This is a genomic window from Georgenia phoenicis (assembly GCF_047302425.1).
Lineage (GTDB): Bacteria > Actinomycetota > Actinomycetes > Actinomycetales > Actinomycetaceae > Oceanitalea.
Map to the genome: position 1 here is coordinate 2,459,374 of NZ_CP154855.1, position 15,855 is coordinate 2,475,228.

12 protein-coding genes are annotated in these 15,855 nt (G+C 73.4%); 1 reads left to right on the plus strand and 11 read right to left on the minus strand.

Features of this window, described 5'->3' with window-relative positions; genetic code table 11:
* Positions 1–14: 14 nt before the first annotated feature.
* The 6 genes from AA0005_RS11710 to iolC are packed head-to-tail and all read right to left on the minus strand — an operon-like array spanning position 15 to position 7,049.
* The gene (locus AA0005_RS11710; RefSeq protein WP_413450350.1) at positions 15–896 is read right to left on the minus strand and encodes a TIM barrel protein; all 882 of its coding nucleotides are present in this window, start codon (positions 894–896) and stop codon (positions 15–17) included.
* A gap of 13 nt (positions 897–909) precedes the next feature.
* Complete coding sequence (locus AA0005_RS11715) at positions 910–2,409, minus strand: CoA-acylating methylmalonate-semialdehyde dehydrogenase (RefSeq protein WP_413450351.1); 1,500 nt, start codon at positions 2,407–2,409, stop codon at positions 910–912.
* A 14-nt stretch (positions 2,410–2,423) separates the two neighbouring features.
* Positions 2,424–4,319, minus strand: coding sequence for a 3D-(3,5/4)-trihydroxycyclohexane-1,2-dione acylhydrolase (decyclizing) (iolD, locus tag AA0005_RS11720; protein ID WP_413450352.1), 1,896 nt, complete (start codon positions 4,317–4,319; stop codon positions 2,424–2,426).
* Positions 4,316–5,206: a 5-deoxy-glucuronate isomerase gene (iolB, locus tag AA0005_RS11725; protein WP_413450353.1), complete on the minus strand. Its 891-nt coding sequence runs from the start codon at positions 5,204–5,206 to the stop codon at positions 4,316–4,318. Before iolB ends, iolD begins: the two co-directional genes overlap by 4 nt.
* A complete protein-coding gene (locus AA0005_RS11730; RefSeq protein WP_413450354.1) occupies positions 5,203–6,069 on the minus strand; it encodes a deoxyribose-phosphate aldolase in 867 nt (288 codons plus the stop codon). The genes iolB and AA0005_RS11730 overlap by 4 nt, the downstream gene beginning before the upstream one ends.
* Positions 6,069–7,049, minus strand: a complete 981-nt coding sequence (gene iolC, locus AA0005_RS11735; protein WP_413450355.1) for a 5-dehydro-2-deoxygluconokinase — start codon at positions 7,047–7,049, stop codon at positions 6,069–6,071. Before iolC ends, AA0005_RS11730 begins: the two co-directional genes overlap by 1 nt.
* Positions 7,050–7,333: 284 nt before the next feature.
* On the opposite strand from iolC, the gene AA0005_RS11740 reads away from it, so the two are divergent.
* Positions 7,334–8,083, plus strand: coding sequence for a GntR family transcriptional regulator (locus AA0005_RS11740; RefSeq protein ID WP_413450356.1), 750 nt, complete (start codon positions 7,334–7,336; stop codon positions 8,081–8,083).
* 110 nt (positions 8,084–8,193) lie between these two features.
* Here AA0005_RS11740 and AA0005_RS11745 read toward each other — a convergent pair whose 3' ends face one another.
* From AA0005_RS11745 to AA0005_RS11765, 5 genes are all read right to left on the minus strand, one after another.
* The gene (locus tag AA0005_RS11745; protein WP_413450357.1) at positions 8,194–11,403 is read right to left on the minus strand and encodes a PIG-L family deacetylase; all 3,210 of its coding nucleotides are present in this window, start codon (positions 11,401–11,403) and stop codon (positions 8,194–8,196) included.
* A gap of 82 nt (positions 11,404–11,485) precedes the next feature.
* Positions 11,486–12,304: a carbohydrate ABC transporter permease gene (locus tag AA0005_RS11750; protein ID WP_413450358.1), complete on the minus strand. Its 819-nt coding sequence runs from the start codon at positions 12,302–12,304 to the stop codon at positions 11,486–11,488.
* Positions 12,301–13,233 carry a carbohydrate ABC transporter permease gene (locus AA0005_RS11755; RefSeq protein WP_413450359.1) on the minus strand — a complete coding sequence of 311 codons (933 nt, stop codon included), beginning with the start codon at positions 13,231–13,233 and terminating at the stop codon, positions 12,301–12,303. Before AA0005_RS11755 ends, AA0005_RS11750 begins: the two co-directional genes overlap by 4 nt.
* Position 13,234: 1 nt before the next feature.
* Positions 13,235–14,608: an ABC transporter substrate-binding protein gene (locus AA0005_RS11760; RefSeq protein ID WP_413450360.1), complete on the minus strand. Its 1,374-nt coding sequence runs from the start codon at positions 14,606–14,608 to the stop codon at positions 13,235–13,237.
* A 58-nt stretch (positions 14,609–14,666) separates the two neighbouring features.
* On the minus strand, positions 14,667–15,737 hold the full coding sequence (locus AA0005_RS11765; RefSeq protein WP_413450361.1) for a carbohydrate kinase family protein: 1,071 nt from the start codon (positions 15,735–15,737) through the stop codon (positions 14,667–14,669).
* Positions 15,738–15,855 lie beyond the last annotated feature (118 nt).

Genomic DNA, 15,855 nt, shown 5'->3' on the forward strand with positions numbered 1-15,855 from the left:
CCGGCGGGCTCAGCCTAGAGGTCGGCGGCGCGCTTCTGCTGGAGGGACACGAGGTGCTCCAGCGAGCGGCGCACGTCGTCGGCCGGACCCGCGCCGGCCGGCGGCTCGGCGGTCAGCACGGTGTCCTGCTCCAGGACGTACCAGCCGGTGAAGCCGACGGCGTCCAGTGCCGCGACGATCGCGGCGAAGTCGACGTCGCCGGTCCCCAATGGCGTGTAGATGCCCTGGCGCACGGCCTCGGTGTAGCCGAGCTCGCCCCGCTGGACCCGGCGGGCGAGGTCGAGGCGCACGTCCTTGACGTGGACGTGGTTGATGCGGGCGGCGTGCTCGGCCGCGAGCGCCACCGGGTCGGTCCCGCCGATGAGGAGGTGGCCGGTGTCGAGACACAGCGGCACGGTGGAGCCCGCGAGCACCCGCCGGACCTCCTCCTCGCGCTCGACCATCGTGCCCACGTGCGGGTGGAGGCTGGCGCGCACGCCGCGGGCGGCGGCCAGCTCGGTGAGCCGGTCGAGGTTGCGCAGCAGGGTGTCCCAGCCCGCGTCGTCGAGCTCGGGCCGCTCGTCGTAGCCCTCCTGCCCGGAGGCGGCCGAGAGGACGAGGACGTCCCCGCCGGCCGCCTCGAAGCTGTCGAGCTCGCGGTCGACCTCCGGCACCGGGTCGTGGCCGGGGTCGTGGAGGACGACCGGGACGAAGGCGCCGACGGCGGCCAGCCCGAAGGGGGTGAGCGCCTGGGCCCGCTCGGCGGGGGCCTCCGGCAGCCAGCCCTGCGGGCCGAACTCGGTGGCGCTCAGGCCCAGCTCGGCCATCTCCGTGAGGACCCGCTGCGGGCTCAGCTGGTGGCCCCAGCCGGGGACCTCGCACACGCCCCAGCTGATCGGTGCTCCGGCAATCTTCAACGCTCACTCCTGGTCAGTCGGTGGTGGACGGGAAGCTCATGGACGCCTGGACGGGCCGGTCCACGTGGGGCCAGCGCGTGGTGACGACCTTGTTGCGCGTGTAGAAGCGCAGTCCCTCGGGGCCGTGGGCGTGGTGCTCCCCGAACAGGGAGTCCTTCCAGCCGCCGAAGGAGTAGTACGCCACCGGGGTGGGGATGGGGACGTTGACACCGACCATCCCGGCCTGCACCTCGTGGGTGAAGCGGCGCGCGTACTCCCCGGAGGCGGTGAAGATCGCGGCGCCGTTGCCGAACGGGGAGGAGTTGACGATCTCCAGGGCCTCCTCGAAGGTCTCGGCGCGCACCACCGTGAGCAGCGGCCCGAACACCTCCTCCCGGTAGGCGCCGACGTCGAGGCTCACCCGGTCGAGCACCGTGGGCCCGACGAAGAAGCCCCTCTCGTGCCCCTCGACGGTCAGCCCGCGCCCGTCGACGACCGGCTCGGCCCCCGCCTCGATCGCCTCGGTCGCGTAGCGGATGACCCGCTCGCGAGCCTCGGCGGTGATGACCGGTCCCATGCCCACCCCCTCGCGGTCACCGGGGCCGACGACGATCTTCTCGGCCTCCCGCTTGAGCGCGGCGGCGAGGAGGTCACCGGCGGCCCCGACGGCGACGGCGGCCGGCACCGCCATGCACCGCTCCCCCGCCGAGCCGAAGGCCCCGGCGGCGATCTGCGCCGCGGCGTACTCGATGTCGCCGTCGGGCATGACGATCGCGTGGTTGTTGGCCCCGCCCAGGGCCTGGACGCGCTTGCCGTGGGCGGCGCCCTTCTCGCGCACGTACCGCGCGACCGGGGTGGACCCGACGAAGGACACCGCCGCGACGCCGGGGTGCTCGAGGATCGCGTCAACCGCCTCCCGGCCGCCGTGGACGACCGTGAAGACGCCGTCGGGCAGGCCGGCCTGCCGGTAGAGCTCGGCGACGTAGTTGGCGGCGGAGGGGTCACGCTCGGAGGGCTTGAGGACGAAGGCGTTACCGGTGGCGATCGCGATGGGGTGCATCCACATCGGCACCATGACGGGGAAGTTGAACGGGGTGATGCCGGCGACGACGCCGAGCGGCTGGCGCATCGAGTGGACGTCGAGCCCGGTGGAGGCGTCGGCGGTGTACTCGCCCTTGCTCGCGTGGGCGATGCCGCAGGCGAAGTCGAGGGTCTCGCGCCCGCGCCCGACCTCCCCGCGCGCGTCGTCGACCGTCTTGCCGTGCTCGGAGCTGATGATCCGCGCGAGCTCCTCGGTGTGCGCGACGACGAGCTCACGCATCCGGAACATGATCTCGGTGCGCCGGGCCAGGGAGGTCGCGCCCCACTCGCGCTGCGCGGCGGCCGCCGCCCGCACCGCCTCGTCGACGACGGCGGCGTCGGCCTGGGCGAGGTGGGCGCTCACCTCCCCGGTCGCGGGGTTGAGCACGGGCGTGGTGGCGTCGGGGCCGCCCTCGTGGGGCGCGCCGCCGATCCAGTGGTGGATGGTCCTCATCGCTTCCTCATCGCTCACAGGTAGGGCCGCTGGTCGCGGCGGGCACGCTCGTACTCGACGCGCGCGCGGCGGGTGCTGTCGAGGCGGGCGGTCTCCGCCACCGGCACGTCCCACCAGGCCGACGACGGCGGGCTGGGGCCCTCGATGTCGGTCTCGACGACGATCGCGGTGGTCGCGCTCGCCGCCGCGGCCGCGCGGTAGGCCTCGCGCAGCTCGGGGATCGAGGCGGGCTCGTGGACCTCGATGCCGTAGCTGCGGAGGTTGGCGGCGAGGTCGAGGGGCAGCGTCGCGCCGTCGAGCATCCCGGTGGCGGGGTCGCGCCGGCGGTAGCGGGTGGCGAAGCGCTGGGAGCCGTGGGACTCGGAGAGCGCACCGATCGAGGCCCACCCGTGGTTCTGCAGGACGACGAGGACGACCTTGAGCCCCTCGGCGACGAGCGTGGCGATCTCCTGCGGCGCCATCTGGTAGCTGCCGTCCCCGACGACGGCGACGACCTCGCTGTCCGGGCGCGCCAGCTTGGCACCCAGCGCGGCCGGGATCTCGTAGCCCATGCACGAGTACCCGTACTCGAGGTGGTACTGGACGGGGGTGCGGGCCCGCCACAGCGCCTGGAGGTCGCCGGGCATCGAGCCGGCGGCGTTGACGAGGATGTCGTCGTCGCCCATGAGCTCGTTGAGCACGCCGAAGACCTCGGTCTGCGCGGGCAGCGGGCCGTGGCCGCGGTGGTAGCACTCCTCGGTGACCCGCGCCCAGTCGGAGACGAGCCCGGTGACCTCGCGGGAGTAGGCCTCGGTGACGCGGTACCCGTCCAGGGCGGTGCGCAGCGCCTCCAGCCCGGTGCGCGCGTCGGTGACGACCATCTCGGCGGCGTGCTTGGCGGCGTCGAAGGCCTTGACGTTGAGGTTGACGAAGCGCACGTCCGGGTTGCGGAAGGCGGTGCGGGACGCCGTCGTGAAGTCGGTGTAGCGGGTACCCACGCCGATGACGACGTCCGCCTCGGCGGCGAGCGCGTTGGCCGCGGCGCTGCCGGTCGCGCCGACGCCGCCGGCGGCGGCCGGGTGGTCCCAGGGGATCGCGCCCTTGCCGGCCTGGGTGTCGACGACAGGAATTCCGGTCGCGTCGGCGAGCGCAGTGAGGGCGGCGCTGGCCTCGGAGTACACGACCCCGCCCCCGGCGACGACCACGGGGCGCTGCGCGCCGCGGACGACGGCGGCCGCGCGCTCGAGGGCGGCGGGCTCGGGCACCGGCCGGGGCACGTGCCACACCCGCCGGCGGAAGAAGTCCACGGGCCAGTCGTGGGCCTCGGCCTGGACGTCCTGCGGCAGGCAGATCGTCACCGCCCCCGTCTCGGCCGGGTCGGTGAGCACCCGCATGGCCGCGAGCGCGCTGGCGACGAGCTGCTCGGGGCGGTGGATGCGGTCGAAGAAGCGGGAGAGCGGGCGGAAGGCGTCGTTGACGGAGGCGTCACCGGCCTGCTCGTTCTCCAGCTGCTGGAGCACGGGGTCCGCCGCGCGGGTGGCGAAGACGTCCGAGGGCAGGAGGAGCACCGGGATGCGGTCGATCGTCGCGAGCGCCGCCCCGGTGAGCATGTTCGTCGAGCCGGGGCCGATGGAGGCTGTGCACGCGAGGGTCTGCAGCCGGTTGGCCGTGCGGGCGAAGCCGACGGCGGCGTGGACCATGTTCTGCTCGTTCCGGGCCTGGTAGAGGCGCAGCGGCTCCTCCCCCGGCGCGGGGTCGAGCGCGTTCTCGAGCAGCGCCTGGCCCAGCCCGGCGACGTTCCCGTGCCCGAGGATGCCGAAGGCGCCGGCGACGAGCCGCCGCTCGACGCCGTCGCGCTCGGAGTACTGGACGGACAGGAAGCGCACGAGGGCCTGGCTCACCGTGAGGCGGACGGTCCCGCTGGCGTTCATGGGCGCGCCTCTCGTTCGACGGGGCGGGTCATCGGCAGCCGGGGGTCGAGCTCCTGGGCGTCCCAGGTGCCGCGGACCCAGGCGTGGGCCGGGTCGTCGGTCATCATCCAGGCGCGGTCCTCGGCGGGGCCGGCCATGACGTTGAGGTAGTAGAGGTCGTAGCCGGGCGCGGCCATCGAGGGGCCGTGGTAGCCGTGCGGGGTGAGGACGACGTCGCCGGAACGCACCTCGGCGGTGAGCTCGAGCGGGCGCTGCGCCGTGCCGTAGGTGCGGTGGAAGGCGAAGCCGGGGCCGCCCGGGCCGGGGCGGACCTCGAAGTAGTAGATCTCCTCGAGCTCGCGCTCGTCGGCGGTGTGCTCGTCGTGCTTGTGGGGCGGGTAGGAGGACCAGTTGCCGGCGGGCGTGAGCACCTCGCACACGAGGAGGTGGTCGGTCTCGAGCTCGTTGGCGAGCGCGTAGTTGTTCACCTGGCGCGAGGCCTGCCCGGCGCCGCGCAGCTCGGTGCGCACCCGGTCGGCGGGCTGGTACGAGACCGGCAGGCGGCGGCGGGCGCGCGACGTCGGGACCGCGAGGGTGGCGCCGTCGGCGGAGGTGACCCGCGCCGTCGTCCCCAGTGGCAGGTAGAGGTGGTCGGTGACGGCGGCGAACACGTCGGGGCGGCCGGCGAGCTCGACCACGCGGCCCTTGACCTCGACCGTGCACCCGCCGCGCAGCGGCAGGACGAGCGCCTCGTCATCTCCTGTGGCGATCTCCTCGCTCTCCCCCGCGGCCAGCGTGAGGACCTTGAGGCCGGTGAAGCGCCAGCCGGCGCGCTCGGCGGTGACGTCCACGGCGTAGCGGCCGTGGGCGGTCGCCCCGGCCCGGAGGAGGAGCTCGGTCGTCGTCACAGCAGTCCCACCGCCCGGTCGACAGCGGCGTCGACGTCGTCGTCGGCCGGGTAGAGCAGCGCCCGTCCGACGACGAGCCCCTCGATCCCGGGGTGGCGCAGGGCCTCGGCCCAGCCCTCCGCCGTCGCCTCGCCGTCCGCGTCGACCTCGCCGCCGAGGATGAGCGTCGGCAGCGTCGACGCCGCCGCGACGGCCGCCATGTCGGGCACGAGCGGGACCTTGAGCCAGGTGCGGGCCGAGGTCCCGCCGAGCCCGGCGGCAATCGCCACGGACGCCACCACCGCCTCGGTGCTCAGCTCGTTGACGGCCCGCCCCTCGACCCGGCGGGAGATGAAGGGCTCGACGATCGCCGTGCGACCCGCCGCGGCCAGCTCGTCGACGGCGCGGGCGCTCGCCCCGAGGGTGCGCAGCGAGCCGGCGTCGGCGAGGTCGATGCGCACGAGCATCTTGCCGCCGTCGAGGCCGGCGTCGACGACGGCGCGGGTGGTGTAGCCGGTGAAGCGGTCGTCCATCTCGAAGCTCGCCCCGCGCAGCCCGCCGCGGTTCATCGACCCGTAGACGAGCTTGCCGTCCAGCGCCCCCATGAGGACGAGGTCCTCGACGACGTCGGCCGTGCCGAGGAAGCCGTGGACACCCGGCCGGGCGAGGGCGGCGGCACAGCGCCGCAGCAGCTCGCGGCGGTCCCCCATGGCCATCGCGTCCGGGCCGACGGCGAGCGAGCCGCGCGCGGGGTGGTCCGCGGCGATGATCATGAGCTTGCCGCCCGGCGCGGGCAGCCGTCCGCGGGGGCGCTCGGCGAGCGCGCGGGCGATGCGCTCGGGCTCGTGCATCCGGATGCGGCGGACGTCCTCGACGGTGACCATCACAGCGGCCTGCGCTCGACGTCCTGGGGACGGGCGCCGTCGTCGACGACCTCGAGGACCTCGGCCTCCGTCGGCATCGCCGTGGAGCACTCGAGCCGGGAGGCGACGATGGCCCCGGCCGCGCTCGCGGCGGTGATCGTCCGGGCGAGCGACCAGCCCTGGAGGAGCCCGTGGCACAGCGAGCCGCCGAAGGCGTCCCCGGCGCCGAGTCCGTTGAGGACCTCGGTGGGGGTCGGGCGCACCTCCACCCGCTCCTCGCGAGTCTTGGCGAGCGTGCCGAGCGGGCCCTGCTTGACGACGGCGAGCTCGACGCCGGCCTCGAGCAGCGCGTCGGCGGCCCGGTCCGGGTCGCTCTCCCCGACGGCGACCTCGCACTCCTCGCGGTTGCCCACGGCGACGGTGACGCCGGGGAGGAAGTCGCGCACCTGCTGTGTGGCCTCCTCCCTGGACTCCCAGAACATCGGGCGGTAGTCGAGGTCGAGCACGGTGTGCTCGCGGCGCTCGCGGGCCTGCAGCGCGGTGAGGTGGGCGGAGCGGGAGGGCTCCTGGCACAGGCCGGTGACGGAGAACCACATGATGCGGGCCGCGCGGACGGCGTCGAGGGGGATGTCCTCGGGACGCACCTGGAGGTCGGGGGCGCTGGGCTCGCGGTAGAAGTAGAGCGGGAAGCTGTCCGGCGGGAAGATCTCGCACAGCGTGATGGGGGTGTTGAGCTCGGAGGTGATGACGAACTCGTCGCTCACCCCGAGCCGGACCATCTCGCGGCGCACGTAGCGGCCGAAGGGGTCGTCCCCCACCCCGGTGATCGTCGCGGTGGGGTGGCCCAGCCGCGCGGCGGCGACCGCGACGTTGGTGGGGCTGCCGCCGAGGAACTTGCCGAAGGTCTCGACGTCCTCCAGGCCCACGCCGGTGCTCAGGGGGTAGATGTCGACGCCGCTGCGACCGGAGGTCAGCACGTCCAGTGGCGTCGAGCTCGTCATCGCAGCCTCCCCCTCTCCCGCCGCGCCCCTGCGCGCGACGCCTCGATTCTGACCCAGGCGGGACGTGCCGGTCAACCGTTTGTCTGGACAAACTGACGTCCTGTCCTCGCGCCCCGACCAGTGGCAAGATGTGCATTTGTCAGTACAACCACGTCGTCCCCGCACCCCCTGTCGCCGACAGCACACTTACCGCCGACAGCACAGTTACCGCCGACAGCACAGTTACCGCGGACAGCCGGATTCTCCACAGCCAAACCGACACCCGCCGATTTAAGGACGGACCCATGACGCCGCCGGAGATGTACCGCCCCCAGGTGCACCTGGACCGCGCGAGTCCGGTGCCGCTCTACCACCAGATCTCGACGGTGGTGCAGGACGCGATCGTCTCCGGGGAGCTGCCGCCGCACACCCGGATCGAGAACGAGCTCGCCCTGGCGGACCGGCTCCAGGTCTCCCGCCCCACCGCCCGGCGGGCGCTCCAGGAGCTCGTCGACAAGGGCATGCTCGTGCGCAAGCGCGGGGTGGGCACGGAGGTCGCGCCCGAGCTCATCCGCCGGGCGGTGGAGCTGAGCAGCCTCCACGACGACCTCGCCGCCGCCGGCCGCGACCCGCGCACCGAGGTCCTCGAGCACGCCGTGCGCCCCGCCGACGAGGAGGTCGCCGGCAAGCTGCGGGTGGAGGTCGGGGCCGACGTCGTCGTCGTGCGCCGCCTGCGCTACGCGGACGGCGAGCCGCTCGCCCTCATGACCAACTACGTGCGCGCCGAGCTCGCGCCCTCCCGCGACGACCTCGAGCGCGCCGGGCTGTACGCCTCGCTGCGTGAGCGCGGGGTGCGGCTGCGCCTGGCGCACCAGACGATCGGGGCCCGGCAGGCGACGGCCGCCGAGGCGCGCACCCTCCAGGAACCGGCCCGCGCCGCGGTGCTCACGATGGAGCGGCTGGCCATCGCGGACTCCGACACGGTCGTCGAGTTCGGCCGCCACATCTACCGCGCCTCCCGCTACACCTTCCACACCACCCTCCTCGCGAGGTGACACCCCGCCGGTGCACTCTCGGCGACAACTGTGCTCTCGGCGATAAGTGAGCTCTCGGCGGCAAGTGAGCTCTCGGCGGTAAGTGTGCTGTCGGCGGGTGGGGGGTCGGGTCAGCGGCGGGTGCGGCGGCGGGCGACGAGGGCGACGGCGCCGCCGGCCACAGCCAGGAGGACGGCGACGAGCGCGATCGTCCCGACGTCCGCGCCGGTGGCCGGCAGCGCGCCGCGGCCGGCCGGCGTGGTGGGGCCGTCGGTCGGTGCCGGTGAGCCGGGCCCGTCCGTCGTCGGCTCCTCGCTCGGTGGCGGCTCCGTGGGCTGCTGGGTCGGAACCTCCCCCTCGACGACCGGGAAGTACCACGCGTTGACCCCGCCGCTCGCGGACTCGAAGGACACGAGCACCGAGCCGTCCGCGCGCAGCGCGTCGAGCGCGTCGTCGCCGATCTCCACGGTGAGGGTCTCCGTCCCGGGCGCGACGTCGGTCGTGCCGGCGCCGAGGAGACGGCCGCCCATGTCGGGCGCCCACGGCGCCGCTGCACCGTCGGCCTCCGAGCACGCGGAGAAGCCGAGCTCGTCACCCTCGCAGCTGGACACCCACACCGGCACCATGAGGTCGCCCTGCCACACGAAGGCCCGGACCGTGCCGGCCTCGGCGGCGTCGAGCGACAGCGTGACCGACGGGTTGCCGATCTCGACGTCGGACACCGTGAGCCCGCGGCTCGCGGGCAGGCCCGAGATCGTCACCCCGCGCACCGCCGACTGGTAGATCGTCTGCGGTGACTCCACGCCCATGAGCGCGGTGTCGGGGATGATCGGGTCGGCCGGCTCGGTGGGCCGGTCCGCGGGCGGCTCGTAGCCCTCGAGGTAGGCGTGGCCCCACCGGTAGGGCTCGGACTGCTGGCTGCCGAAGGGCGACCACGCCGTGCGGGTCTTGCCGATGAAGTCCTGGGTGTCCGAGTCGTAGGGCGTGACGTTGAGCCCGAGGAACTGCGGGTCGACGTCGTTGGTCGCGAGGTCACCGGTCGGCACCGCGCTCGTCGGCCCGACCGCGGCCGGCAGGTTGGCGAGCGGGATCTTCGTCTCCACGGTGTAGGAGCCGCCCTCGTAGCTGCCGTCCGCACCGCGGGTCACGCTCACCGCGACCTCCTGGCCGGGCGAGTTCGGGCCCTGCTCGACCGTGTCCGCGAGCGGGCCGGAGGAGAAGCCCTGGTGGGCGTCGGTGTCCCGGCTCCAGCACGGCCCGTCCGGCCCGGTGCCGGCCTCGCCGGTGGGGTCGTCGGTGAAGGGCATGATGCCGCTCTTGAAGGTCGTCGAGGTGTCCCGCGAGGTGGCCTGCGGGTCGAGGAGCACCTCGACGGAGTCGACGAGCCAGTGCCCGAAGCAGCGCTCGGGGGTGGCCGCCGCGCTCGCGACGTCGTCGACGACGTGGGCGAGGACGTAGAGGTCGTCACCGGACCAGGCGAGCCGCGCGTAGCTGCCGGCGCCGCAGTCGGTCCCGTCCGGCTCGCACTCCGCGCCCTCCCAGCGGCGGCCGATGTCGATCGGCTCGCCGTAGCCGGCGTCCTCCGCGCCGTCGACGGCGAGTGCCGCGCCGGCTTCCGGGACGACGGTCGTCGGCACGACGTACATCTGCAGCGTCTCGCTGCTCGACGAGCCGGCCGGGTCCGCCGTCGTCGTGATCGTCAGGTCCGCCGTCGCTCCCCCGGGTGCCGCCGGGTCGGTGTGGGTGACGGTGAGCTCGACCGTCGTCTCCTCCCCCGGGGCGAGGTCGGTGTAGTCGACCGAGGCGGGCGCGACGGCGAAGGGCGCGGGCGCCGTGATGGTCACCTCGCCGCTCTGCGCCTCCGTCGTGCGGTTGGCGACGACGACGGGCACCGTCACCGACTCCCCCGCGCCGATGCGGCTCACCGCGGAGGACCGGCCAGCGACGTGGGTGTAGCTCTCGGCCCAGTCCTCGTACTCGGCGAAGTTGCCCCAGCGCTGGAAGCGGCCCTCGACGCCGGGGACGACGTCGACGCGGGTGTCGTTGTAGGCGGTGACGGTGCCGTTGTCGAAACGCGCGGCGAGCCGGTAGCGGCCGGTGGCGGCGTCGTCGGCGGGGGTCACCGTGAAGGTGACGGCGGAGTCGGCCGAGTCGCTGACCGGCCCGAGCGGCTGCGGGGCGCTCACCGCCCACCCGGCCGGCACCTCGAGCGTCACCTCGCCCGCGGCGATCGTGCCGGCCCCGGAGCGGCTCGCGACCGTGACGTCGAAGGGCACGCCGGGCGCCTGGAAGTTGTCGCCAATGTCGAAGGAGAAGGTCGAGCCCAGCGGCATGCCCCCCGGGTCGGGGATGACGGAGCCGAAGAGGATCGCGTCGTCGCGCCCGTTCTCCGGGGAACCATTGGGCTGGAACGGCACCTGCGACTCGGCGATCCCGAAGCGCAAGCACTGCGGGTCCCAGACCCCGGTGTGCTTGACGCGCGCCTGCGTCGGGTGCGCACGGTTGCCCTCGCGGCCCACCTGCGCCCAGGTCTGCGCGGTGCCCGGCTCCTGCCCCTGGACGTTGCCCGGCAGCCACGTGTAGGGCGAGGGGTAGCCGCTCCACGTGCCGACGACGGTGAACGGGTTGCTCGCGGCGGGGACGAAGCCGGCGTTGCAGCTGGGCCCGTCCGTGCCGCCCTCGCCCTGGGTGCCGGCACCGGAGGTGATCATCTTGACCTGCCAGACGTCGACGGCGTCCGGCCCGGTGAGCTGCTCGGGGAAGGCGGTCGGGTCGGCGGCCATCTGCGCCGCCTCCCAGACCACACGGCCCGCGTACTGGTGGTTGCCGTGCCCCACGGCGAGGGAGGGCGAGAAGCCGGTGAGAATCTCGGGCCGGGTCTGGCGGATGACGTGGACGACCTGCCGCTGGATCCGCTCGGAGCCCCACACCTCCTCGGTGAGGGCGGCGCTCGTGTTGTAGAAGAAGTCGACGGCGTCGATGTTGTAGATGTCGACGGTGCCGGAGCGGTAGTGCGAGGCGCGGTCCTCGTTCTCGCGCCGCAGGCCCAGCGCGGGGCCGGACTCCTCGCCCACGGAGTTCGAGCCACCCTCGCCGCGGGTGAGCATGATGATCCCGCAGTCGACGTCGTACCGGTCGTGCCAGACGCCGCAGGGCGTGGTGAAGCTCGCATCGTCGTCGGGGTGGGCCCAGATGCCCATGACGTCGATCTTGCTCGGCTCGACCTCGGTCGCGACCGAGGGCTTCCCCACGGTCAGCGGCGGCAGCTCCTCACCGGACGCCGCCGGAGCGACGACCCCCAGCACCAGCGCCACGAGCGCAGCTGCAACGGCTCTCTTCACGACGACCTCCCCCTGGGCGGACGGCCCCGTCCGCGCGTGCCACCAACCTAGTGACGCGGCGGCGACGGCGGCAAGGCGCCGCTCAGTCCTTGACCGCGCCCTCGAGCATGCCGCGGATGAAGTGCCGCTGGAGGAAGAGGTAGAGCACCACCATGGGCAGCGCCACGAGCACCGCGCCCGCCGCGAGGAGCACCGTGCCCTGCGTGTACTGCCCCTGGAACAGCGCCAGGCCAAGCGGCGCCGTGCGCAGCTGGGCGTTGGGCGACATGACGAGCGGGATGAGGAACTCGTTCCACGTCCACATGAAGGTGAGGAGCACGAGGGTGACGACGGCGGGCCGCGCCACCGGCAGCAGCACCTGCCACAGCACCCGGTGGTGGCCGGCGCCGTCGAGGCGGGCCGCCTCGATGATCGAGCGGTTCGCGCCGCGGAAGTAGGCCCGCATCCAGAAGGTCCCGAAGGCGATCGACTGGGCGACCTGCGGCAGGGCGATGCCCCAGATCGTGTTCGTCAGCCCCAGCGTCCGGAAGTCGAAGAAGAGCGGGACGATGATCGCCTCGGCCGGGACCATGATGCCGAGCAGGAAGACGTAGAAGAGAACCTGGGAGCCGGGGAAGACGAAGGCGCCCAGCGCGTAGCCCGCCATGATCGACAGCACCGCCGCGCTCACGACGACGACGGCTGCCACGAGCAGCGAGTTGCGCATGTACTCGCTGAACCGGCCCTGCTCCCACGCCCGCGCGAAGTTCTCCCAGTGGACGGGCCCGCCGGTGGCGGCGTCCTGCGGTGTCTCCGGCCCCAGGGCGGTGACGAGGATCGTGATGATCGGGGCGAGGGCGAAGGCCGCGAAGACGATGAGGATGACGTAGTTGCCCAGGCGCTCCCCGGTGGAGACCCTCACCTCTCCCGCTCCCCGATGCGGTTGACGGCCAGGTTGATACCAAAGATGAGGACCGTGAGGACGACGGCGACGGCGGCCGCCGAGCCCACCTCGCCCTCCATGAACGCCCGGCGGTAGACCTCGTAGCTGGGCACCGTCGTCGACGTCCCCGGGCCGCCGCCGGTGGTGACGTAGACGAGGTCGAAGGTCTTGAGCGCCGCGATGATCGTCAGCGTGAGGGCGACGACGATCTCCGCCCGCACGGCGGGCACGGAGATGGCGAGGAAGGAGCGGACGGCGCCTGCGCCGTCGAGGGTGGCGGCCTCGTAGAGGTCCTGCGGGACGCGCGCCATGCCGGCCATGAGGAGCACGGTGACCAGGCCCGTGGAGACCCAGGTGCCGACGAAGCCGACGGCGGGCAGCGTCCACGTGAAGTCGCCGAGCCAGGCGCGGGTGAGGGAGCCGAGCCCGACGGCGTCGAGCAGGCCGTTGAGCGGGCCGTCCGGTGCGTAGATCTGCCGCCACGCGACAGCGACGACGACCATGGCGATGACCTGCGGGAGGAAGACGACGGTGCGGAAGAAGGGCAGGCCGCGCACCTTGGCGCGCACGAGCACCGCCGAGAGCACGAGGCCGATGCACACCGGCAGCACCGAGAAGAAGAAGATGAGCACGAGGGCGTGCCAGAAGGACTGGCGCAGCCGCTCGTCGGCGAGGACGTCGACGTAGTTGTCCAGGCCGACGAAGGTGGCCAGGCTCAGCCCGTCCCAGTCGTACAGGGAGATCTGCGCGGCGCGGCCCAGCGGGTAGAGCAGGAAGGCCGCGTAGACGACGAAGGCCGGCGCGAGGAAGAGGTAGGGGGTGAGCCCGAAACGGCCCAGCCCCCGCGGACGACCCGGGCGGGTCGCCCGCGGGACGGGCGCGATGGTGCCCCGTGGCTGGGCGGTCATGTCACTCGGCCGAGACGAACTCGCTGTAGTCGGCCTCGAGCGCGGCGAGGAGCCCGTCGACGTCGAGCTCGCCGCCCATGAAGGACTGGAGCGACTGGCCCAGGGTGTCGGCCATCGTCGGGGTGCCCCAGTCGAGGTAGGGCACGAGCGCGCCCTCCTCGGTGACCTCGCCGTAGGCGGTGTAGATGTCGGCCTGGAGGCCGGCCTCGGGCATGTGCTGGGCGGTCTCCACCACGGGCATGTTCCCGGTCTCGGCGAGGACGGCCATGGCCTCCTCGCTCGTGATGAAGTCGATGTAGGCGGCGCCGACGTCGGGGTTGTCGGACTGCGCCGTCACGGCGAAGGGGATGCCGGTGCCACCGGTCGTCACCTTGCCCGCCCCGGCCTCGACGGGCGGCGGGGCGAAGAAGCCGACGTCCTCGCCCATGGCGGCCTCGACGTCCGGGCCGATCCAGGAGCCGGCCATGAGGTAGACCCCGGCACCCTCGGTGAAGGACTGCCACACGGCGTCGTAGTCGGCGCCGTTGAAGCCCTCGTTGAAGTAGCCGGCGTCGACCCAGGACTGCAGCTCCTCGGCGGCGGCGCGGTTGCCCTCGCTCTCCCAGCTCGCGCCCTCGTTGCCGAAGCCGAGGGCCCGGATCTCCTCGGGGTCCACGTGCGCGCCCTGGACGGGGCCGAAGACGTGGCCTGCGGGCCACGCGTCGAGGTTGCCGAGCAGCAGGGGCGTCTCGCCGGCCGCGGCGATGGTGCCGAGCTGCTCGCCGAAGTCGGCCCACGTCTCGGGCACCTCGAGCCCGAGCTCCTCGAGCTTGGACTTCGAGTAGTAGATGCCGACGACCTCGCCCACCTGCGGCAGGCCCCAGACGGAGCCCTCGCCGAAGGTCACGCCGTCCTCGGAGTACCGGGTGTTCTGCAGGACGGAGTCGGGGAAGCGCTCGGTCCAGCCGTAGGCCTCGGCGTAGGGGTCGAGGTTGCGCAGCTGCCCCGCGGCGACGTACTGCCCCATCTGCGAGCGCGAGTTGTTCACCTGGGTGACGTCGGGGGCGTCCTCGCCCGTGAGCGCCAGGCGCAGGGTGGTGGTGAGGTCGTCGTTGGACTGGGTGACGCGGTCGATCGTCACGTTGGGGTACTCGTCCTCGAAGGCGGCGTTGAGCTGCTCCATCTGCTCGTTCTGCCCGCCGCGCACCTCCTGGTCCCACACGACGAGGGTGACGTCACCGAGGTCGGAGATGTCGGTGGAGACCTCGTCGGAGGTCGTGGCGCCCTCGGTCTCCTCCGAGCCGCCGCTGCCGGGGGTGCAGGCCGCGACGAGCGCGATGGTCGCCACGGCCGTTGTGACGACGCCGGCGGTGCGGCGCTTGCGTAGTGAGCTCATGGTGCTGATTCTCCTTCGTCGTGGACGGTGGTGCCGCCCCTACCCGGTTGATACTCGCTCAGAGGTCCGACTCGAGCGCGAAGGTCGCCTCCGCCCGGCGGGTCACGCGTCCGGGGCGTGCGGGAAGCACGTCCGGGAGGAAACGGTAGTGCTCGTACAGCGCGGCGGCCGCACCGTTCCCGTTCTCGCGGGCGCAGTCGAGCCGCTGCCACCAGTCGTGGAGGTCGCCGATGCCGGGGGCGGCGAGCGAGCCGCCGAACTCCTGCACGGCGAGCCCCGAGCACAGCGCCGCGAAGCGCAGCCGCTGCTCGAGCGGCCACCCGGCCAGCGAGCCGCGCGCGAAGGCCGCGACGAAGACGTCCCCGGCGCCGGTGGGGTCGATCGCCTCGACCGCGAGGGCCGGGACGTGGCACTCCTCCCCCGTCTCGCCGTCGATCGCGAGCGCGCCGTCCGCGCCCATCGTCACGACGACGAGCGGCACCCGCTCGGCGAGGGCACGCGCCGCCGCCTGCGGGCTGTCGGTGCGCGTGTAGGCCATCGCCTCAGCGGCGTTGGGCAGGAAGGCGTAGCAGTCCTCGAGCGCGGCGAGCCGGCTCGCGTCCCACTTCTCCGACGGGTCCCAGCCGAGGTCGGCGAAAACCTTCGCCCCGGCGGCTCGGGCCCTGCGCCACCAACGCTCCTGGGCGCGCTCGTCGTCGAGGTCGATGATGACGGCGCGGGTGGGGGGCGGCTCACCGATGAGCTCGTCGTAGCTCATCGGGAGCTGGTGGCCGTGGGTGATCATCGAGCGGTCGCCGTCGTAGGCGAGGGAGACGGTCACCGAGGTGTGCTGGTCGGCGACCCGCTTGGAGCGGGACAGGTCGATGGCCTCGGCGGAGAGGATGTCCCAGCACCAGCGCCCGTAGACGTCACCGCCGAAACCGGTGGCCAGGCCCGTGGACAGGCCCAGGCGGCTCGCGGCGACGGCGAGGTTGGCGATGCCGCCGGGCAGCGAGCCCATGCCGCTCGCCCACACCTCGGTGCCGGGACGCGGGGTGCTCGGCAGGCCGGAGAAGACGACGTCGAGGAAGAGCGGGCCGGAGAGGAAGACGTCGAGCACGTTCCCGTCCTGGGGTACCTCGTCACTCATGACTCCTCCTCCTCGCGCCCACCGTGGGCGCGCCCGGGCCATCCTAAGCACCCCGACAGGTGGCCCTCCGCGGCTCTGCTAGCGTCGGCCGGGTGCTGACCAGGACCTCCCGCGCCAC